The sequence below is a fragment of the Erwinia sp. AnSW2-5 genome, from assembly GCF_045107195.1.
Taxonomy (GTDB): Bacteria; Pseudomonadota; Gammaproteobacteria; order Enterobacterales; family Enterobacteriaceae; genus Erwinia.
On sequence record NZ_JBJGXA010000001.1, the window covers coordinates 1 to 20586 of the forward strand.

Consider the following 20586-nt stretch of genomic DNA (forward strand, 5'->3'; position numbering starts at 1 on the left):
AACGGACTGCAGCAAGTTTGAATTCAAGGGTGTATTTCATGTACTGCACCTTACTCAGTTGGGTGTCCAACTTTTTGGGTGCAGTTCAATTAAGCACCGGTTTTTTATTGGGCGATAGTTTACAAAAAGTCCTGCCGCTGCGGGGTGAAGGTGTCTAACAGCACGCCTTTTTCCAGGCATATGCAGCCGTGAACAATGTCCGGCTTTTTATACAGTGTGTCGCCCGCGCCCACCTCGTGAGTTTCGTCACCGATGGTAAAGCGGAAGCGGCCAGAGAGCACATAGGTGAGCTGTTCATGCACATGGTGATGCATCGGGCCGATGGCGCCCGTCTCAAAGCTGACCTCCACCGCCATCATGCTGCCGCCGTGGGCCAGAACGCGACGGCTGACGCCATCGCCCAGGTCCTGTAAGGGTCTGTCTTGTCTGTAGATAAACACGGTTCAGTCCTTGCGTAATGAGTGGAGCAGGGCATCGGGGATTTCGGCCAGATAGAGCGCAGGCAGCCCTTCATGATCGGTGGTGAACAGCACATGACGGTCGTCCGGTGAGAACGAAGGGTGCGGATGCGTCACCTGGCGGTCACCGTCCAGCACCCGCCACGAACTGTTATGTGCGGCCAGCGGCGCATACTGGCGCGTCTGCGCGTCGAAAATATACAGCCACGGATCGTTTTCAATGGTGTGGCTGGCGGTGTCCTTCACATCCACCGGCGTGCCGGAGCCATCGCCGACCAGCAGCGTGCCGTTCTCATTGCTCATCAGATGCGAACAGGCGGGCATGGTCATCAGGCTGATGTCTTCCCCGGTTTGCGGGTCGAAGCGGCGAATATGCCGGTCGTGCTGGCCTTTCAGGTAGGAGACATACACCAGCGCCGAGCCATCCGGCACCCAGAACTCATGGGTGCAGCTCTCCCCTGGCGCATGTTCTTTCACTTTACGCACGTTGCTGCCGTCTTCATTCACCAGCCACATGCGCGCATCCACCAGATCGTGCGGGCCTTCATGGCAGAACGCCACGGTGCTGTCATCAAACGGACGATAGATCGGGTGCCCCAGCCACTCATTCTTCTCGTGGATAACGTGAGACTGGCCGCTGAGTAAATCAATGCGCAGCAGTCGGCAGTGCGGATTGCTGTGATAGAACGACTGGAAAATCGTCCAGTCAGACAGCGGCGTCCAGTCGTCACGGCTGATCTCAATGCCCACCAGGCTGGTGCACTCGCTGTTGGCTACCCAGGTGCCGTAACCGACCCAGGCCTCCGGCACCTGATAGACGGTTTCTTCACTGAAGTCGGCCAGCGTAACGCGTTGCAGCAGGCGTTCATTTTTCACGTAGTAAAGGTGCTGGTCGTCCGGCGAGAGGAAGCCACCAAAGGTGTTATCGCCTTTGCCTTCGGTCAGCTGTACCGCCTTCTGCGTCTTCAGGTCGAGCAGATAATAGTTGCGATGCCCGTCGAACTCCCCGGCAAACAGCAGCCTGCTGCCGTCGCGGGTAAAGCACTTCTGATAGAAGTAGTTACGGTGGCACAGCACATCAGGTGGCGTTAAGCGCGTCACCCGGGCACCGGTCTGCGCATCCTGAACGGTGTGGAAGTTGAATTGGATCTGGGAACCTTTTGCCATGATTCACTCCATCGGTGGCCATGAGTGTCGCTCTGAATTGAGCGTCTTCATATAATTGAAATACTGTTTCATAAATATGAAAACACATTACCACCGTGAAGAAAATAACGTGGTCAGTCGCTGCCAGAAATGCAAAGCCGATCACAAAACGGCCGCTTTTTCTGCAGGGCGACGGGATAAACAGCGCATTTTTCGGGCGATTTTTTTCTTGCCGGATCTGCCTGGTGATGGCCAGTTGTTATATTTAAGTGTCTGTATTGTAGTAAAAAATAACAGCGGCATCACCGTTTTTACCATGCATCACTGCGGGCCAGGTGACGCAGGCTTAGTTGTTTTATGGATAAGAATGTTACATGTCTCGCAAATCTGTCTGAGAAATCATCGCCTGCTGTTTTAACTGTGAGTTAATTCACATCTATTCATCCGTCTTATCTATATAAAACACCGTATCTATAAAAATAAAACAACGGTTCATTTTATAAAATCTCTCTGGGCGGGGCTCACATGAACGCAGAAAAACCAATTCTCTTCAGACATCAGCTGGCATACGGCGGTGGTAATTTACTCGGTAGCGGGGCGCTGGCGATTGCCGGTATCTGGTTACTCTACTTCTATACGACCTTTTGCGGGCTGACGCTGTTACAGGCCTCGGCGATCTTCTCCGTTGCCAGCATCATCGATGCTATCAGCAATCCGTTGATGGGGTATCTCTCCGATAACTTCGGTAAAACCCGCCTCGGCAAACGTTTTGGCCGCCGTCGCTTCTTTATCCTGCTGGGTATCCCGCTGATGATGGTCTACCCGCTGCTGTGGGTGGAAGGCTTCGGGTTCTGGTATTACCTTTCTACTTACGTGCTGTTTGAGCTGATCTACACCTCGGTGATGGTGCCGTATGAAACCCTCGCCACGGAAATGACCACCGACTTCTCGGCGCGCTCTAAGCTGACCGGCTACAAAGCGATTTTCGGTAAGGTCGCGAACTTCCTGGCGGCGTTTATTCCGGGCCAGTTCATTCTGATCTACGGCAAAGACTCAGCACAACCCTTCTTCTTCACTGCCGTGACCTACGGTGTGATTTTGTGCGTGGCGATGGGCATGCTGTATCTCTCCTCCTGGGAACGTCCGGTAGAGGAGACGACGCCCGTCAATGAGAAGAAAATGACGCTGGCGAAAACCATGCTGACGCTGGTGCGCGATATGAAGTCGACTTTCCATCTGCGCGTGTTCCGCAAGCATCTTGGCATGTACCTGTGTGGTTTTGGCGCGGAGTGGCTGTTTGCTTCGGTCTTCACCTACTTCATTATTTTCGTCCTGCAATACGATCCGACGATGGTCGCGGGGCTGAGTAGCCTTAACTCACTGCTGCAACTGTTCTCCACGGCGATCTTTATCGGCATCTGTGTGAAGCACGGCTTCAGTAAGCCTTACATTCTGGCTTTGGGGATCGTGGTGTTCTCCGTGGGGTGCTACAGCCTGCTGCACTTACTGCATTTGCCGCAGCAGTACGCCACTGCCGCGATGCTGACCATTACCGTGATCTTCGGCATCGGTACGGGCGGTGTGTATTACATCCCGTGGACGGTTTATACCTTCCTGGCGGATATCGATGAAGCCTTTACCGGCCGTCGCCGTGAAGGGATCTATGCCGGTGCGATGACCTTCTCCGGCAAGCTGATGCGTTCGGTGATTGTCTTTGCGATGGGCTCCATCCTCAGCTTCTACGGCTTCCAGTCGAAATCACATACTCAGCCTGAAAGCGCCATTACGGCGATTGCGCTGGTGTTCTTTGTTGGCGTGATTGCGCTGGCGCTGATGGCGATGGTCTTCAGCCATCAGATGAAGCTGAACCGCAAAACGCACCTGGTGGTACTGGGTGAAGTGGCGAGGATCAAAGCAGGCGGCCTGATCGGCCATGTTCAGCCGGAGGTGCGGTTAGTGATGGAAGAGCTGATCGGCTACCCGTATGAACAGTGCTGGGGTAACAGCGAAGTGTGTCGCAAAATCTTCGATACGCCTGCGGTTGAACTGGCTGAAGAACCTGAGGCGAAACCGCTGGTGAGCCGCACGCAGCATCCGTAACACCCTGATTTAAAGCGCGATTTATCCACTTACCCACTGGCCGGAGAACCCGGCCAGCGGCGCCCTGCGCCTGAAGGATGAGAATAATTATGTGGGAACGTCAACTCTGTATTATCACGTTGTCCCTCGGGCTGAGTACGCCCGTTGCGGCCGCGCTGCCGGAGCCTGGCAAGCTGGTCTGGCACAGCATCACCTTCGGTCAGTCGACCGACGTTAATTTTGCCACCAACGTGCTGGCCGACAAAATCGGCCGAAATGAAACCCTGCTGGCCGGAGGCAAGGCAGTACCGGCAGAAGGCACCCTGCTCACCACGCCCTTTACGCTGGAAAGTCGCGGCGGCAAGGTGGGGAACAGCCACGATGGCCTGACGTATTTCTATACGCGCTTACCGGCGGATGCCAATTTCCTGCTGGAAGCCGATATCACGCTGAACCAGTTCGGCCCGGAAAACGGCGCCAAACCCGCCGGGCAGGAAGGGGCGGGATTACTGGTACGCGATATTTTAGGCCCTGCACGCTCGGCGACGGTTCAGCCGGGTATTGAAGAGCTACCGGCCGCCTCGAATATGGTGATGAACACGGTGATGGCGATCGGTGACAAGCCGCCAGAAGTTGCGCTGGTTGCCCGGCAGGGCGTGCGGCAACCCTGGGGCAATACCGGCATCGGCATCGTGCGTGAACCCTATCAACCGCTGAGCACGCCACAGCATTTTTCACTGCGCCTGAGCCGCACCAACAGCGGATTCGAGGTGGCGTATGCGCCCCAGGGCAGCAGCGCATGGAGCAGCAAAACGGTAACGGGCGCAGATCGCGTGACCCAGCTGGATAAAAACCACTATTACGTCGGCTTCTTTGCGTCACGTAATGCCAGCATCACGGTGGATCACGCCACGTTAACGCTCAGTGAGGCGCATACGCAGCCCGGTGTGCCTTATGTCGCACTCGCGCTGCCACCGCGTATCGAAGTGATGTCATCACCCCGGCTCACCCGGCGTGACGGCGTGTTCCAGCTGCGCACTAACGGTAACGGCCAGCTGGCCATTGAGCAGGGCGGGAAAATGCGGCTCAACCAGACCGTGCGCGGCGGTGAGGTGGTGGTAATACCGGTGCAGGCGACATCCACGTCGCGCGATCTCAATGTCACCTTTACACCGGATAACGGCCAGCCCCTGGCTCAGACCTCGCCGCTAAGTCTGGTGCAGGTCAGCCAGCCGGATGCGCTTTACGCGTCAGCGCAGGGGAAGGCCGGTAACGATGGCTCACGCGAGCATCCGCTGGATGTGGCCAGCGCGGTCAATCTGTTAGCACCGGGCGGCACGCTGTGGCTGGCGGAGGGCGAGTATCCGGCTACGGTGATCCCGGCCACGGCCAGCGGCACAGCGAAGCACCGCAAAATGCTGCGCCCGCAGGGCGATAACGTGGTGTTTAACGGGCTGAAACTGGAGGCCAGCTACTGGCATATTCAGGGTATTACCGTCACGAAGAAGAGTTTCCATATTGCCGGAAGTCATAACCATATCGACCGCGTTCGCGCCCATCACGCCGATGATACCGGCATCTGGGTGGCGTCACCGGACGGCATTGGCCGCGCGCTGTGGGCCAGCCATAACCTGATCAGCAACGCCGAATCCTGGGGAAATCAGGATCCGGGGCGGAAAAACGCCGATGGGTTTGCGGTGAAAATGCGCGTCGGTGAGGGCAACCGCCTGGTGAACTGCTATTCCCACGACAATATCGACGACGGTTTTGACCTGTTCAACAAAATTGAAGACGGCCCGAACGGCAGCGTCACCATCGAAAACAGCCTGTCGGTGAATAACGGCAGCAACGGTTTCAAGCTGGGGGGCGAAGGATTGCCCGTGGCGCATGTGGCAAGAAACAATATTGCGCTTAGCAACGGCATGGATGGTTTCAGCGATAACTTCAATCCTGGCGCGCTGGTGATTGAAGGCAACCGCGCGCTGGATAACCGGCGTTTTAACTTCCTGTTCCGTCCGTCGCCTTACACCACGGCGGATAAACAGGGCACCTTTAGCGGCAATATTTCGCTGCGCACGGTGCCGGGAAAATATGACGATGTGGTCAGCGGCAATGCCGACGACACCAATATTTTTTATCGCGTGAAAACGAGTGAATTAATTAAAAATACGATCCAAAAATAACATCAATATCTCTGGGATAACTCAATGAAAAATAACAGACTGCTGCTCTGCGGTCTGCTGCTGGCCAGCGCCAGTAGTCAGGCCGTCACTCTCGACGTTCGCCATGAATGGCTGGATGACAGTAAACAACATAAAGATCGGTTCATGGTGTCACACCGGTTTGATAATGGCATCGGCTTTTCACTGGAAGCCAAATGGAAATCGGGGGGCGATAATCAGAATAAAGCCTTTACCGATCTGGTAGATAGCGGTACAGAAAGCACCGTCAGCTATCAGTACAAAGTCACACCTGCCTGGTTCCTGCAGCCGGGGTTCACCCTGGAGTCCAGCTCGGATAACAGTATTTATAAGCCGTTTTTAACCACCGGATATCAGTTTGATAACGGTATTTATTTTAACGTGCGCTATCGTTATGAATACACGCGCTCGACGAAAGAAAATACGGATGATAAGAAAACCAATCGCGGTGAATTCTGGCTGGGTTATCGTCTGGCGGACTGGCGCTTCGAATATAACTATATTTATAAGCACAGTGACCAGGTGTTATACGACAACGACAAATGGGATTATGAGCAGGATCTGAAGGTGGCGTATAACATCAATAAACAGTGGACGCCGTATGTGGAGGTGGGGGATGTGTCCGTCAGCAAAACCGCCGATGACAGGCAGACCCGCCTGCGCATCGGGGTTCAGTACAGTTTTTAACGCTGACGGCTAATGCGTTGCGCCCGCCGGGTTCCAGTGGGCGCATCACCTGTTTTAGCGTTCTGAGCGTGTCTGATAGCCTGAATACGTTGCCGTCTCAGACGTCGAGTTTTCGTTGCGTCAGCCATTCGACCATCGCCGGATCGCGGTGGGAGAAGAAAGCGCTGGTGGCGGTATCGAGGGCGGCGATCTGCGTCATTTCATCCTGACTCAGGGTGAAATCGGCAATATTGATGTTCTCCTCCATGCGCGCTTTGCGTACGGTTTTCGCCAGCGAGGGAATGCCGCGTTGGAATAGCCAGCGTAAAATCACCTGTCCCACGCTTTTGCCGTATTTCGCACCGATGGCGGCCAGCAGCGGATGCTGGAACAAATTATTTCTGCCTTCGGCAAAGGGTGCCCAGGCCTGAGGTTGAATACCCCGGCTCTGCATCCACGGTATGGCGTGCAGCTGCTGATTGAAGGGATTCACTTCGATCTGGTTGACGGCAGGCACCACCTGATTAAATGCCATCACATCGGCCAGGCGGTCTGGATGGAAATTACTGACGCCAATGGCGCGGATTTTCCCGGCCTGATGCAGCTCTTCCATTGCGCGCCAGGCTCCGTGGACGTCGCCGTAAGGCTGATGAATCAGATAGAGATCCACATAGTCCAGCTTAAGGCGATTCAGGGATCGCTCGAACTGCGCTTTCGCCCCTTCATAGCTGGCGTCCTGCAACCATAACTTGGTAGTGATAAACAGCTCGTCACGCGCGATGCCGCTGCGTTGCAACGCATTGCCCACCTGCGATTCATTCTGATACGACGCGGCGGTATCAATCAGCCGGTAGCCGGTGTCAATGGCGTCAAGGACGGCACGCTCGCATTCGGCGGCATCGGTCATCTGGAAGACGCCAAATCCCAACAGCGGCATCGTCACGCCGTTATTCAGTGCTACAGTTTGCATCTTGTTTCCCCCTCGATTGGCTCAGGGAATAGCCTAACGTAAACCGACTTATCAGATTAGCCCCTGTAATCCGCTAGCCTTGATGAATGTGATTCATGAAATGAAGAAAAACGGGTCGAATGGCATCAAACATGTTGAGTCATTTCATTGAAAAATAGCCGTTCTGCTCATTGGCAGCATCAGCCTGACCTGATAGGTTCATACCGCGTTTTGGATCATGATCATTCAGAAGGTGAATGATTAACGTATTGAAAATATAAAGGATTATATTGAATGAAGGTTCTGTTTATCGGAAGTGGTCTGTCGGCGTTACAGGCGCGGCGCGATCAATATCATGACCATATCAAAGTGTGTCTCAATAATGCCTGGCGTATCTATGAGGGCGGTGAATTCGATTACTGGGTTCACCCGGCCGATTTCCCACAGGAAAATCATCCTCTAAAGGGTAATTATAAAAAAGAGATCAGCTATGAGGATTATACTGCTGCCCTGAATCAGGGGGCCAGCCGGTTGGGCTTTCAGGGTGTTTCCGGGTTTGAGCTGGAAAAAGCGATTGGCTATACCTCATTTTTCCAGGCGCTGTACTGGATAATGCTGAGTTTATCGCCAGAGAAAATAGGGTTGCTCGGGTTTGATCACGACTATAACCAAAACAAACTTGATAAATGGCTGGCAGATGACATCCCTAATATTCAGAATGACTTTAATGATAAAAAAGAGAAAACCATCAAAGAGTGGTCTGATAATTACTTTCAGGGATTTGAGAAAGATTTCTTTTACGGGCATGGTACGCCAGACCCGATGCGGTATGGCCATACCTACATGGAGAGTAAAATGGCCCTTGCGCAGGAAAAAGCAAAGAGTCTGGGCATTTCCATTGTGAACTATTCTGAACGGTACTCGCCGTACAGCATTTTTGAGCGTGAGATACGGTGAATTCCAGGGCCACCTGTCAGGTGGCCGCCAGAGGCAGATAACCGCTAATCTTTTGTCAGTATCCGACTGACTTCGTTACTATATCCCCTTACCGTCAATACGCCATCCAGCAGTTCCACCACCGCAAACGGCACCTCTTCCGCGCCGTCGAGCATCCCTTTCATAATAATAAAATCGGTATTGTCACGGCGTACATAGCCGCCGCGATGGTCATGCCCGGTAAAGCAGGCACGTACCTGGTAGCGGCACAGCAAATCGGCCAGTTCACCGCCGTTCCACAGAATATGGCCGGTGTGCGGGGCCAGTGGATAGTGACCAAACACCACCACGGTTTCCCCCCGCTGCTGCGCCTGTTGCAGCTGCGCTTCAATCCATGCCAGCTGAATGCTGCCCACCGCGCCGTTCCACAGTTCGGCCTGCGGCTGCTGACGGGCCACCAGGTCGGCCAGTATCGCTTTCGCCTGCTCACGGTCATCACCATTGCCCTGATTGCAGTACAGGCTGATGTCGTTCCCGTCGAACACGATAAAGCGGTAGCCCGCGAGACGGAACTGATAATAGCTTTTCGGTAAGCCCGCTGGCGGCGTGTGCGCCGATTTCAGGCGGTCGGAAATCACCTGTGCATCATGGTTGCCAATCACAATGGCGTGCGGATGATGCAGTGTTTCATACAGCGGCAGCAGCGCCTGATAGCTTGACCAGTGACGATCCACCAGGTCGCCCAGCGTCACGACAAAATCGAGCGGCTTGCGGTTAAAGGTGGCAATCGCCTTTGGCAGCTTGTGCAGCGCATGGCGGTAATAAAGATTTTTAGGCACATCCGCGTCCACATCGGCGTACTGCGGGTCGGCAATCAGGCCAAAGCGTAGCGTGCTGTCGGCCGGGTGAGTGGAACGCATCACCGGTGGCTGATACAGCATGGCCGCCGCGCCCAGCGCCTGGCGTTGCAGAGAAGAAAGCGGGTGAGGTGTGGTTTCAAAAGACATAACTCGCTCCGTTAGCGGATACCGGCACGCATAAACGACTGAACAAACTGACGCTGGAAAACCAGGAACAGCACCAGCAACGGCAATGACGTCATCAGCGTTGCGGCCCCGACCAGCGCCCACTGTACCCCTTGTTCCGGGGCGGAAAACAGCTGCAAGCCGACGGTAATCGGCCGTACGTTGACGGAGTCGGTGATCACCAGCGGCCAGAGGAAATCGTTCCAGTGGAAGCTGATCGATACCAGTGCAAACGCGATATACACCGGTTTGGCCAGAGGCACATAAATACGGCGCAGAATGGTCCAGCGGTTGGCCCCTTCAACGATCGCCGCTTCTTCCAGCACCAGTGGAATACTTTTAAACGTCTGACGCAGCAGGAAAATGGCAAACGCCGAAGCCAGATAGGGCAGCGCAATGCCCCACAGCGTGTCGCGCAGCCCCAGCGCCCCCACGGTTTTGTAATTGTTGAGGATCAGCACATCGGGGCTGATCATCAGCTGGAGCAGGATCAGGGCAAACAGCAGCCCGGAGAACTTCAGGCGAAAACGCACCAGCGCATAGGCCGCCATCGTCGCCAGCACCAGCTGGCAGGCAACAATCATCAGCACCAGCAGCGTGGTGTTAAGAAAGTAGCGGGCGAACGGTGCGGCATGCCAGGCATCGATAAAGTTCTGCAATGTCAGCGGCGAAAACAGCACAAAAGTGCCCTGATCCGATGCCGGGTGAATGGCGACCCAGACCGCCACCAGAATCGGTAAAAACCACAGCAGGGCGGCCAGCCAGATCGCCAGATTCAGGCACAGGCGGCCCAGAGAAAACGGCCGCGCGGGCAGCGTCATGGTCAGGCTCATTGGTAATGCGCTCGCTTATCCAGCAGGTGGAATTTGATTAACGCAATCGCGCCGAGGATCACCAGCAGCACCACGGTCATGGCGGACGCGGCCGGTAAATCCCAGAAGCTGAAGGCGGTACGGTAGATGTAATAGAGCAGCAGGCTGCTGCTGTTATTTGGTCCACCGTTGGTCATGGCGATCACCTGGTCGACGATGCGGAACGCGTTCATCGAGGCGTTGATCAGAATAAACAGCGTGGTGGGCATCAGTAGCGGCCACTGCACGCGGCGGAAGAAATAGCGGCGTGAGGCACCTTCAATGTCTGCGGCTTCACTCAGTCGCGGGTCGATCTGCTGTAATGCTGCCAGATAGAAAATCATAAAGAATCCGGCTTCGCGCCACACGGAAACGGCCATCAGGCTCCAGAGCGCACTGTCAGGATCCCCCAGCCAGTTGACGGGCGGCAGCGAAAACAGCGACAGCAGCTGGTTGAGCAGGCCGAGCTGCGGCGTGTAGAAAAACAGCCACAGGTTGGCGATGGCGATCATCGGCAGCAGTGACGGAATAAAAAAGGCGGCGCGGGTCAGCGCGCTGCCGCGCAGGCGGCGATTGACCGCCAGCGCCATCAGCAGGGCTAGCCCCACTGACAGCGGAATAGTGACCGCTGCATACAGCAGGTTATTCCGCAGCGACAGCATAAAAATATCGTCATCCAGCAGCGCGGCATAGTTATCCAGCCCGACGAACCGGGCCGGATGTCCATTGCGCGCCGCAGAGAACAGGCTCTCCCACATCGTGGCAACGGCCGGATAATGGGTAAACGTCAGCAGAAAACCCAGTGCCGGTAACAGCAGCAGGTAGCCATAAATCTGTATCGACAGACCGCGCTTGCGGGCAGCCGGCACCAGAGTGTGAAGAGAGCGCATGGGCGTCCGTTACTGGTAAGGTTTCAGCAAGCGATCGGCCTGCTTCTGCGCAGACTCCAGCGCCTGCTCAGGGGTTTTCTCCTGAGTGACGGCCGCTTCAACCGCATGGTTCAGGGCATCCTGAATCTGCACGCTGTTGTAGGTCGACAGTTCAGGCTGGGAATATTTCAGCTGCTCACGCGCGACCAGGGCCTGCGGCACCTGTTTGACGTAATCCTGCATCACCGTGGTGTCCCACGCGGCAGGTGACGTTGCCACGTAGCCGGTTGCGATACTCCAGCGCGCGGCCTGCTCAGGGGCAGAGACCCAGCGGATAAACGTCATCGCGGCTTTTTGCTGCGCCGGGGTGGCGTTTTTGAACACGTAGAGGTTACCGCCGCCGGTCGGGCTGCCGCGCTGGGTTTTCTCCGGCAGCATCGCCACGCCGAACGGGAATTTGGCGTGGTCACGCACCGTGGTCAGGTTCCCGGTGGTGGTCACCATCATGGCGGTTTTGCCGCTGATAAAGTCCTGCGGGGTGGTGCTCCAGGCAATCGCGCCTTTCGGTGACACGCCCTCTTTCTGGCCGAGGTTGGTCAGCCACTGCAAGGTTTCGACGTTCGCGGGCGTGTTGAATGCCACGGCGGTGCCCTTGCCGTTATCCAGACGGCTGCCGTTGGTGGCGGCCAGGCCCTGGAAGTTCCAGTAGCCATTCGGCGTGGACGGGATCTCAATGCCCCACTGGCTGACGCCCTTGTCGTCTTTCACCACCAGTTTTTTACCGAAGTCGACCACCTGCTGCCAGTTGGCTGGCGGGGTTTCGCCGTCCAGGCCGGCTTTCTCAAACGCCTGCTTGTTCCAGTACATCACCACGGTTGAACGCTGGAACGGGATGCCCCACACCTTGCCTTCGATATGGCGCAGAAATGCCGGGTAGAACCCTTCAATCCACTTTTTGCCGTCGGCGTTATTCGCCAGGTCGCTGGCCGCAGTAATCGCCCCGGCGTCGATCAGCGAATAGGCTTCGATATCACCCATCACGGCCAGCTGTGGCGCATTGCCGCCGCGGAATGCGGTCAGGGCTTTGGTCACGGTCGTGGCGTAGTCACCGGTATAAACGGGCTGAATGCTGACGTCCGGGTGCAGTTTTTCAAAGTCAGCGACCAGCGTATCGACGGTGTGGCTGATCTTGCCACCCACGGCAATCGGGTAGTACATCTGAAGTTTGACAGGATCGGCCGCGAAAGCAGACGATGCAGCACAGAGTAACAGGGCAGACGTCAGGCATGAGAAACGGAGAACTGGAGACATGGTTTTCCCTTGAGCGATAAAAGAGTGGTTAAACAGCATATTTTTGTTCTGACGGTAAAACGTTCTGTTCCGCGCCGTAGCAGCGTTTGCCGCTGGCGCTGACAAAGAAATAGTGTTTGGTCGCAGACCATTGCAGCCCGACCAGACTGTGTTCGCTGAAGCGCCTCATGCCCGCCACTTTGACGGTGATCGGCTCCTCGCAGGCGGCGATCTGGCAGACCAGCAAGGTGTCTGCGCCCATGTATTCGTAGCTGATGACCCGACCGGTGAGCGCGGCGTGTTCGGATGAGGTCAGTTGGATATCTTCGGCGCGTAATCCCAGACTTAACGAGGCTTCAGCCTTGTAGCTCACCACCGGGATCGGCATCTCGCCAAGGTAGTGATGGTTGCCTTCACGGCGCAGCGGGATGATGTTCATCGGCGGGGCACCGATAAATTGCGCCGCAAAAATTGTGGCCGGGTTGTTGTAGAGGTTATCCGGGGTGTCGTGCTGCTCGATGCTGCCGTCATTCAACAAAATAATTTTATCGGCCATGCTCATGGCTTCGGTCTGATCGTGGGTGACGTAGAGCATCGTCAGGCCGAGTTTTTTCTGAATGGCGCGGATCTCGCGGCGCATACTCTGGCGCAGTTTGGCATCGAGGTTGGACAGCGGTTCATCCATCAGGCAGAGCTTATTGTTGGCAATCACGGCACGGCCCAACGCCACGCGCTGCTGCTGGCCGCCGGAGAGCTGTGACGGCAGGCGGTCAAGCAGCGGTTCCAGCTCCATCAGGCGGCTGACGTCGGCCAGGCGTGAGGGAAAATGACGCTTGTCTTCACCCCTGGCGCGCAGCCCGAACAGCAGGTTTTCCCGCACATTCAGATGGGGGAACAGCGCGTAAGACTGGAACACCATCGACAGCTTACGCTGCGAAGGCGGCAGTGCCGTCACGTCGGACTGCTGGAAATAGATCGCGCCACTGTCGGCCGATTCCAGCCCGGCAATGGTGCGTAGCATGGTCGACTTGCCACAGCCAGAAGGCCCGAGCAGCGCGATAAAATCACCCTCTGCCACCTCAAAGCTAATGTCGTTCAGCGCGGTTTTGGTGCCCCAGGCTTTGTGAATATGGTGAAGAGAGAGATAGCTCATGCCAGCAGTGCGTCTTTGCAATAAGAAGTGGGCCTAAGCTAGCGGGGCTGAATGAACTTTTTATTAACAGCGGATGACGCTTTAAAGACGCGGGTCGGCACCTATCCCGATCTTCACGCCGTTCTGTCGGTAGGGGATGACCTTCTTTTCGGTCATCCCGTGCTGATGGTGTACACCGCGGGTCAGGTCGGGGGGCTGGCCGATCGAAACAGAAGATCGGCCACTACGGGTGTTTGCACGGCCATAAATAGCGCACCGTGGCGAGCATACACAGGCTGTAACCCAGCAGTTCACTGCCTTCTTCCGCCATGTTTTTTACCGTGCGGATATAGCTATCCAGCATCAGATTTTCCCAGAGTTGATGAATACCAAACAGGCGTGAGAACACCAGGATGGTCAGCATACCGGCCGACATCATGCCCCATCCCGGATGCGTCATAAATCTGGCCAACCCGAAGACGATACCGCGTGGATTGCGCAGCGCAATGGCGGTACATGCCAGTGCCAGCGCGAGGGCAAACCAGAACCAGCTGCCGTGCGAGAGGAGATCGAAAAGAAAATCCAGTTCACGGATCAGCATGCAACCGAAGAATCCGCCCACCAGTACCGCGATCGGGCGCTTTACGGGGGAGCGCCAGGCGCGATGGAAGAACAGCAGGGCGATAATGGCCAGCATGATTTCCTGAGCACACTCGGTCAACGAGGCCTCGTGAAGCGCATCGTGCATCCAGACCACATCAATAAAAACCAGTCCCATCATGACACTGAGAAAGAGGGCTGAACCCAGGAATGCGAGTATTTTATTTCTTATTATGATGGTATCAGTTGTCATATTACCTCCCGGTGAAAACTGGGAGGCAATGATAGGGATGTGGCTTACTGAGACTGGCCATTTTATGCGGTTGAGGGTTTTATCGCACAGAATGTCATATATTTTGCTTATTTTTAAATCAACACATTGTTATAAATGATATTTTTCTTCCTGTTGTTCAAACCAGTGGGGGGGAACGTTATGCGGAGGTTGCCCAAGCTGGGCAATTCCCTGTTCGATAACCTGTTCGGCCATCTGGTGCAGGGCGGCATGACCTGCGGTCAGCAGGCGAATTTGTACTCGTTTTTCAATCAGATAGACCCGTGCAAAATGTGGGTCAAAATGAATAATCGAGCGGGTGTTGTCGATAATATCCGCCAGTTTGATGGTCTGCGCATCGGCGGAAGCCTGCTGGGTATGGCGAAAATGGGCCAGCTTTCGCGCGGTGCGGTTCTGCCCGGCAACAGCACCCCGGTTGGTCAGCATCTCAACCAGCGAAGCCACTCGTTCGCCGAAATGGCTGCGGATATCCTCCAGCGTACTGCCGGTGTCTTCAACGGTATCGTGCAGCCAGGCCGCCGCCAGCATCTCTTCATCGTCGCTGACGCTGCGCACCAGCTCGACGACGGCAGCCGGGTGAACGATATAAGGCTCATCGGTGTATTTTCGGCGTTGATCCGCAGCGGCATGGGCTTTGCTGGCGTAGCGCTGCGCCCGTTCTTCCAGTGTCTGCATCGTTTTTCCCTCTGCCAATAAAGTTGCTTGCAATTTTATAGTGCGCTATCTATATTATTTCCATGACGATAAATAAAGATGACAAAAAAGCGGCGACTTCGCCACTGTTGCTCGACCAGCAACTGTGCTTTGCGCTCTATTCCGCCAACCTGGCGCTGCATAAGCTTTACCGGCAGTTGCTGGCACCGCTGAATATCACCTATCCGCAATATCTGGTGATGATGGTGCTGTGGGAACAGGATGATGTGACGGTGTCTGAAATCGGAGAACGTCTGTTTCTTGACTCCGCGACGCTGACGCCGCTGCTTAAACGTCTTGAAACTGCCGGGTTGCTGCACCGTTTGCGTTCGCGCAAAGATGAGCGCCAGGTGGTGGTCACGCTGACAGCACAGGGCAAGGAACTGCGTCAGCAGGCTCTGAATATTCCTGAGTCAGTGCGCTGTGCTTCGGCCTGTGAGCTGGAAAAATTACAGTCGCTGAAAGGCGAGCTGGAAGTGCTGCGCGATAACCTTAACGGCTAATCGCTCTGCGGTCATGAGATTGCTATGCGTTTATCCATGTAAATAGTGCGCGATTTAATCGCGTGTTCAATCAAGAAAGGAAACCGTTCATGTCATTAGAAAATGTTGTTTACCGTGCGAAAGCGAAAGCCACCGGTGGTCGTGAAGGCCGTGCTACTTCTTCCGATGGTGTGCTGGATATCCAGCTGGGCCTGCCGAAAGAGATGGGCGGTGCAGGTGGGAATGTGACTAACCCTGAGCAGCTGTTCGCAGCGGGTTACTCTGCCTGCTTCCTCGGTGCGATGAAGTTTGTGGCGGGCCGCGATAAGTTCGCCATGCCAAAAGAGGCGTTTGTGGAAGGGGAAGTGGGCATTGGTCCATTGCCGACCGGCTTTGGCATCGAAGCGACCCTCAACATTCACCTGCCGGGCATGGACAGTGCTGAGGCGAAAAAGCTGGTCGACGCGGCTCACATCGTCTGCCCTTACTCTAATGCCACCCAGGGCAATATTGATGTGACGTTGAATATCATCAACTAAGTCCTCTGACCGGGGCTGCGGCCCTGGTTATCTTGTTACCTGCCGTACCTGATCGTGCACGATTCAGATCACTCCTCTCATTGATACGTAAAATGCCGAAATGACATATGCTCACAGACTAACCCCGCTGAGTGTGTTTAACTACGTCCCCTGCGATGGATTGTCACCCCCCCTCATTTGTCATAAGAATCCTCTGGTTATGGACGGCCTTAAGGTTTATCGGTGTTGCGTCCGAACTCTGACGCGGTGCCAGGGTCTGATTAGCGTTCAGATCGTGTTAGCAATCGTTTAGGTTACGCCAGGATTAAGGTCGAATGAATTCTATTAAACTGTTTACCCAGCAAAAATTGTCGCTGTTGCTGGCTGTCTACATCGGGCTGTTTTTAAATCTTCCGGTATTTTATCGTCGATTTGATCCCTTCCTCGCTAAGTTTGAAATGATGCAATGGCTGTCAGCGCTGGCGGAAGGGGTGGCAGCGGTCCTGCTGACCTTCTTCCTGTTACGTCTGCTGTCGCTGGGTGGAAAAATGTTCTGGCGTATCGCCACCAGCTTGCTGGTGCTGATCTCCGTTTCCGCCAGCTACTATATGGCTTTCTTTAATGTCGTGATTGGTTACGGCATTGTCGCTTCAGTCATGACCACCGATACCGACCTGTCTAAAGAAGTTGTCGGCTATCACTTTGTGCTGTGGATGGTGCTGGTCAGTCTGATCCCGCTGGCATTGATCTGGTGGAGCAGCTTGCGTATGACGCTGCTGGAGCAGCTCAAAACGCCGGGACAACGTATCAAGCCATTATTGACGCTGCTGCTGGCCCTGCTGCTGACCTGGGGTCCTATTCGCTACTTCGATAAGGTACAAAGCGCCAACGAGAAGCTGACCAACGTTGACCTGCCGAGTTATGGCGGCGTGGTGGCGCACTCTTATCTGCCATCCAACTGGCTCACGGCGGTCGGGCTGTTTGCCTACACCAGCTATGACGAGAAAATGGACAGCAATGACCTGTTCGATCCGGCGAAAAACTTCACTTATAAGGCTCCCGAAGGGCTGGATGATACCTACGTGGTGTTCGTGATTGGTGAAACCACCCGCTGGGATCATATGGGGCTGCTGGGCTACGAGCGTGATAACACGCCGAAGCTGGCGAAAGAGAAGAACCTGGTGGCGTTTCGTGGTGAGTCCTGTGATACCTCCACCAAACTCTCCCTGCGCTGCATGTTTGTGCGTGAAGGGGGAACGATGGATAACCCGGGACGCACGCTGAAAGAGCAAAATGTTTTTTCCGTGTTGAAATCGCTGGGCTGGAGTTCGGATCTGTTCGCCATGCAGAGTGAGGTGTGGTTCTACAACAACACCAATGCCGACAGCTATGCCTTCCGCGAGCAGATTGGCTCAGAGAAGCGTAACCAGGGGAAATCAGTGGACGATATGTTGCTGATCCCGGAGCTGAAATTGTCGCTCGATGACCACCCGAAGGGTAAGCATCTGGTGATCCTGCATACCAAGGGTTCTCACTATCTCTATTCTCAGCGTTATCCGCGTGAGTTCGCCCGCTACCAGCCGGAGTGCCTGGGCGTGGATGATACCTGCAGTAAAGCGATGCTGATTAACGCGTATGACAACTCTATTCTGTATGTTGATACCATGCTGGATAGCGTGTTTGACCAACTCCGCGATAAGAAAGCGATTGTGTTTTACGCCGCCGATCATGGTGAGTCCATCAGCGAAAACATGCACCTGCACGGTACGCCACGCAGTATGGCGCCGCCAGAGCAGTTCCGTGTGCCGATGATTGTCTGGGCGTCGGATAAATATCTGGCAGACCCAACGAATAAGAGCGCGTTCGAGCGCTTACAGGCAGAGCAGAAAGCAGGCAAGACGCACCGCCACGTTGAGCTGTTTGACACCATCATGGGATGCCTCGGCTATACTTCTGCCAATGGCGGGATTAAACAGGCCAACAACTGGTGTGCCGATCCAAAACAGCCGTAACCGTCATCACGGCGGGTGCAGATCTGTGGCACGGGACGCGGCATCCTGACCCGTAATGGCTGACCTTCTTTTTCGGTCAGCCAGTTTCCACGACGCTAAACACGGAATAATCTGCTGCTGCTTAACCTCTGAACACTCCCTTTTCTTGCAAACAAATTCCCATAACACCGCATAAATCCTTATCCTGCCTGGATTGCCACTTAATTCGCGACGCGTTTTTCTTATGACCGAATGTGACTTGTTGCCTGTTTCTTATCTTAGCGTTGCAGCATTTTTATCTATAAGTTAGCCATATAGACAATTTTATCGGGTGCTAATCAGCTATTTTTGGATTATTTTGTGGGTTTTTTTTCGACGTGATGTGCTGAGGCTGCGCCATTAAACCAGAGCTTGATGTGGCATTAATCACAATTTATGGTGTTTTGCTCTATAAATGTTATTGAATTGTTTTTTTTATATTTGCTTGCTGTTTCTCACACTCTGCGTAAATACCCTACGCTTGTATTGACGTTCCCTGAAACAATTGACAAATTGAAGCCTCAGTACAAAAGGTAAGGGGATTTTTCTGATAGTTTCTGCATCGTCAGAACCTCTCCACATCCCGTCAGATTGACTGATGCCGCAAGGCACCACGCACAGGCCACTCAAAAAATATTATCGGCCGGCGTAACTACCCCGATTTCTGCCAATAACAGTACGACGGGTATGCACACAACAACATCACATCACTATTGGAGCATAAGCATGAGTATTTCCCTGGCTAAATCCGGGATGCTGAAAGTCGGTCTCAGCGCAATCGCGTTGTTAATGGCTACAGGTGTTCAGGCGAAGACCCTGGTATATTGTTCTGAAGGTTCGCCTGAAGGTTTTAACCCGCAGTTATTCACCTCTGGCACCACCTATGACGCCAGTTCCGTGCCGATCTACAACCGTCTGGTTGAGTTCAAAACCGGAACGACTGAGTTGCAGCCAGGACTGGCTGAAAAATGGGATGTCAGCGCGGATGGCAAAACCTATACCTTCCACCTGCGTAAAGGTGTGAAGTGGCAAACCACTAAAGACTTCAAGCCAACCCGCGATTTCAATGCCGACGATGTGGTGTTCTCGTTCGAGCGCCAGTTGGATAAAAACAACAAATATCATGGCGTGTCTGGCGGCAGCTACGAATATTTCGAAGGCATGGATATGCCGAAGCTGATCAGCAAAATCGTGAAAGTGGATGACTCCACTGTGCGCTTCGAGCTGACCCGTCCTGAGTCGCCGTTCCTGGCCGACCTGGGCATGGACTTCGCCTCTATCCTGTCGGCTGAATACGCTGACAATATGATGAAAGCCGGTACGCCGGAGAAGCTGGATCTCAACCCGGTCGGTACGGGTCCGTTCCAGTTACTGCAGTACCAGAAAGACTCGCGCATTCTGTACAAAGCCAATACGGATTATTGGGGCACCAAGGCGAAGATTGACCGCCTGGTGTTCTCCATCACCCCGGATGCGTCCGTCCGTTACGCCAAAATGCAGAAAGGCGAATGCCAGGTGATGCCGTACCCGAACCCGGCTGATATCGCGCGCATGAAGCAGGATAAAAATATCAACCTGATGGAACAGCCTGGCCTGAACGTCGGCTATCTGTCATTTAACGTTGAGAAAAAGCCACTGGATAACCTGAAAGTTCGTCAGGCGCTGACCATGGCAGTGAACAAGAAAGCGATCATCGAAGCGGTCTACCAGGGCGCGGGCCAGGAAGCGAAAAACCTGATCCCACCAACCATGTGGGGCTACAACGATGCCGTTCAGGACTATCCGTACGATCCAGTGAAAGCCAAAGCTTTGCTGAAAGAGGCCGGTATGGCGGATGGCTTCGCTATCGACCTGTGGGCAATGCCGGTACAGCGTCCTTACAACCCGAACGCACGCCGTATGGCTGAAATGATTCAGAGCGACTGGGCGAAAATTGGCGTGAAAGCCAAGATTGTCACCTACGAGTGGGGCGAGTATCTGAAGCGTGCTAAAGCCGGTGAACACCAGACCGTCATGATGGGCTGGACCGGCGACAATGGGGACCCGGATAACTTCTTCGCCACCCTGTTCAGCTGTGCGGCTGCGAAAGATGGCTCGAACTATTCTCGCTGGTGCTACAAGCCGTTTGAAGATCAGATCCAACCGGCACGTGCAGAAGTCGATCACAACAAACGCATTGAATACTACAAACAGGCTCAGGTCGTGATGCATGACCAGGCGCCTGCGCTGATTGTCGCGCACTCTACAGTCTACGAGCCAGTCAGTAAAAAAGTGTCAGGCTATGTGGTTGATCCGCTTGGCAAACATCACTTCGAAACTGCCGATATCCAGGAATAATACGTCGGGCCGGAGCGATCCGGCCCCCGTAC

19 protein-coding genes are annotated in these 20586 nt (G+C 54.6%); 9 read left to right on the forward strand and 10 right to left on the reverse strand.

What is annotated here, in order from left to right:
- Positions 1 to 119 precede the first annotated feature (119 nt).
- Positions 120 to 440 carry a cupin domain-containing protein gene (locus tag ACFL9S_RS00005; protein WP_405259558.1) on the reverse strand — a complete coding sequence of 107 codons (321 nt, stop codon included), beginning with the start codon at positions 438 to 440 and terminating at the stop codon, positions 120 to 122.
- A gap of 3 nt (positions 441 to 443) precedes the next feature.
- Entirely contained in the window at positions 444 to 1625 is a 1182-nt protein-coding gene (locus ACFL9S_RS00010) for an oligogalacturonate lyase family protein (protein WP_405259560.1), read from the reverse strand.
- Positions 1626 to 1701: 76 nt separating this feature from the next.
- Here ACFL9S_RS00010 and ACFL9S_RS00015 point away from each other — a divergent pair, with 76 nt between their 5' ends.
- From ACFL9S_RS00015 to ACFL9S_RS00030, 4 genes are all read left to right on the forward strand, one after another.
- On the forward strand, positions 1702 to 2022 hold the full coding sequence (locus ACFL9S_RS00015) for a hypothetical protein (protein ID WP_405259561.1): 321 nt from the start codon (positions 1702 to 1704) through the stop codon (positions 2020 to 2022).
- 107 nt (positions 2023 to 2129) lie between these two features.
- On the forward strand, positions 2130 to 3704 hold the full coding sequence (locus ACFL9S_RS00020) for an MFS transporter (RefSeq protein WP_405259563.1): 1575 nt from the start codon (positions 2130 to 2132) through the stop codon (positions 3702 to 3704).
- Positions 3705 to 3793: 89 nt separating this feature from the next.
- Positions 3794 to 5866: a right-handed parallel beta-helix repeat-containing protein gene (locus tag ACFL9S_RS00025; protein WP_405259564.1), complete on the forward strand. Its 2073-nt coding sequence runs from the start codon at positions 3794 to 3796 to the stop codon at positions 5864 to 5866.
- Positions 5867 to 5890: 24 nt separating this feature from the next.
- Positions 5891 to 6571, forward strand: a complete 681-nt coding sequence (locus ACFL9S_RS00030; protein ID WP_405259565.1) for an oligogalacturonate-specific porin KdgM family protein — start codon at positions 5891 to 5893, stop codon at positions 6569 to 6571.
- Between the two features lie 97 nt (positions 6572 to 6668).
- Here the strand turns inward: ACFL9S_RS00030 and ACFL9S_RS00035 are convergent, their stop codons facing one another.
- A complete protein-coding gene (locus ACFL9S_RS00035) occupies positions 6669 to 7520 on the reverse strand; it encodes an aldo/keto reductase (protein WP_405259566.1) in 852 nt (283 codons plus the stop codon).
- Positions 7521 to 7793: 273 nt separating this feature from the next.
- Here ACFL9S_RS00035 and ACFL9S_RS00040 point away from each other — a divergent pair, with 273 nt between their 5' ends.
- Positions 7794 to 8456, forward strand: a complete 663-nt coding sequence (locus ACFL9S_RS00040) for a hypothetical protein (RefSeq protein ID WP_405259567.1) — start codon at positions 7794 to 7796, stop codon at positions 8454 to 8456.
- 44 nt (positions 8457 to 8500) lie between these two features.
- Here the strand turns inward: ACFL9S_RS00040 and ACFL9S_RS00045 are convergent, their stop codons facing one another.
- From ACFL9S_RS00045 to ACFL9S_RS00075, 7 genes are all read right to left on the reverse strand, one after another.
- Positions 8501 to 9442: a metallophosphoesterase gene (locus ACFL9S_RS00045; RefSeq protein ID WP_405259568.1), complete on the reverse strand. Its 942-nt coding sequence runs from the start codon at positions 9440 to 9442 to the stop codon at positions 8501 to 8503.
- Between the two features lie 11 nt (positions 9443 to 9453).
- Complete coding sequence (locus ACFL9S_RS00050; protein WP_405259569.1) at positions 9454 to 10293, reverse strand: carbohydrate ABC transporter permease; 840 nt, start codon at positions 10291 to 10293, stop codon at positions 9454 to 9456.
- The gene (locus ACFL9S_RS00055) at positions 10290 to 11201 is read right to left on the reverse strand and encodes a carbohydrate ABC transporter permease (protein ID WP_405259570.1); all 912 of its coding nucleotides are present in this window, start codon (positions 11199 to 11201) and stop codon (positions 10290 to 10292) included. The genes ACFL9S_RS00050 and ACFL9S_RS00055 overlap by 4 nt, the downstream gene beginning before the upstream one ends.
- 9 nt (positions 11202 to 11210) lie before the next feature.
- On the reverse strand, positions 11211 to 12491 hold the full coding sequence (locus ACFL9S_RS00060) for an ABC transporter substrate-binding protein (RefSeq protein ID WP_405259571.1): 1281 nt from the start codon (positions 12489 to 12491) through the stop codon (positions 11211 to 11213).
- A gap of 28 nt (positions 12492 to 12519) precedes the next feature.
- Positions 12520 to 13623 carry an ABC transporter ATP-binding protein gene (locus ACFL9S_RS00065; protein WP_405259572.1) on the reverse strand — a complete coding sequence of 368 codons (1104 nt, stop codon included), beginning with the start codon at positions 13621 to 13623 and terminating at the stop codon, positions 12520 to 12522.
- Positions 13624 to 13846: 223 nt separating this feature from the next.
- The gene (locus ACFL9S_RS00070) at positions 13847 to 14383 is read right to left on the reverse strand and encodes a hypothetical protein (protein ID WP_405259573.1); all 537 of its coding nucleotides are present in this window, start codon (positions 14381 to 14383) and stop codon (positions 13847 to 13849) included.
- A 201-nt stretch (positions 14384 to 14584) separates the two neighbouring features.
- On the reverse strand, positions 14585 to 15169 hold the full coding sequence (locus ACFL9S_RS00075; RefSeq protein WP_405259574.1) for an HD domain-containing protein: 585 nt from the start codon (positions 15167 to 15169) through the stop codon (positions 14585 to 14587).
- Positions 15170 to 15231: 62 nt separating this feature from the next.
- Between ACFL9S_RS00075 and ACFL9S_RS00080 the strand changes: the two genes are divergently transcribed.
- The 4 genes from ACFL9S_RS00080 to dppA all read left to right on the forward strand — a co-directional run bounded on the left by ACFL9S_RS00080 (position 15232) and on the right by dppA (position 20554).
- Positions 15232 to 15690: a MarR family winged helix-turn-helix transcriptional regulator gene (locus ACFL9S_RS00080; protein WP_405259575.1), complete on the forward strand. Its 459-nt coding sequence runs from the start codon at positions 15232 to 15234 to the stop codon at positions 15688 to 15690.
- 89 nt (positions 15691 to 15779) lie between these two features.
- Positions 15780 to 16208 (forward strand): organic hydroperoxide resistance protein, encoded by a 429-nt coding sequence (locus ACFL9S_RS00085; RefSeq protein WP_405259576.1) that lies wholly within the window; start codon positions 15780 to 15782, stop codon positions 16206 to 16208.
- 314 nt (positions 16209 to 16522) lie between these two features.
- Complete coding sequence (gene eptB, locus ACFL9S_RS00090; RefSeq protein WP_405259577.1) at positions 16523 to 18199, forward strand: kdo(2)-lipid A phosphoethanolamine 7''-transferase; 1677 nt, start codon at positions 16523 to 16525, stop codon at positions 18197 to 18199.
- Positions 18200 to 18943: 744 nt separating this feature from the next.
- The gene (dppA, locus tag ACFL9S_RS00095) at positions 18944 to 20554 is read left to right on the forward strand and encodes a dipeptide ABC transporter periplasmic-binding protein DppA (RefSeq protein ID WP_405259578.1); all 1611 of its coding nucleotides are present in this window, start codon (positions 18944 to 18946) and stop codon (positions 20552 to 20554) included.
- Positions 20555 to 20586 lie beyond the last annotated feature (32 nt).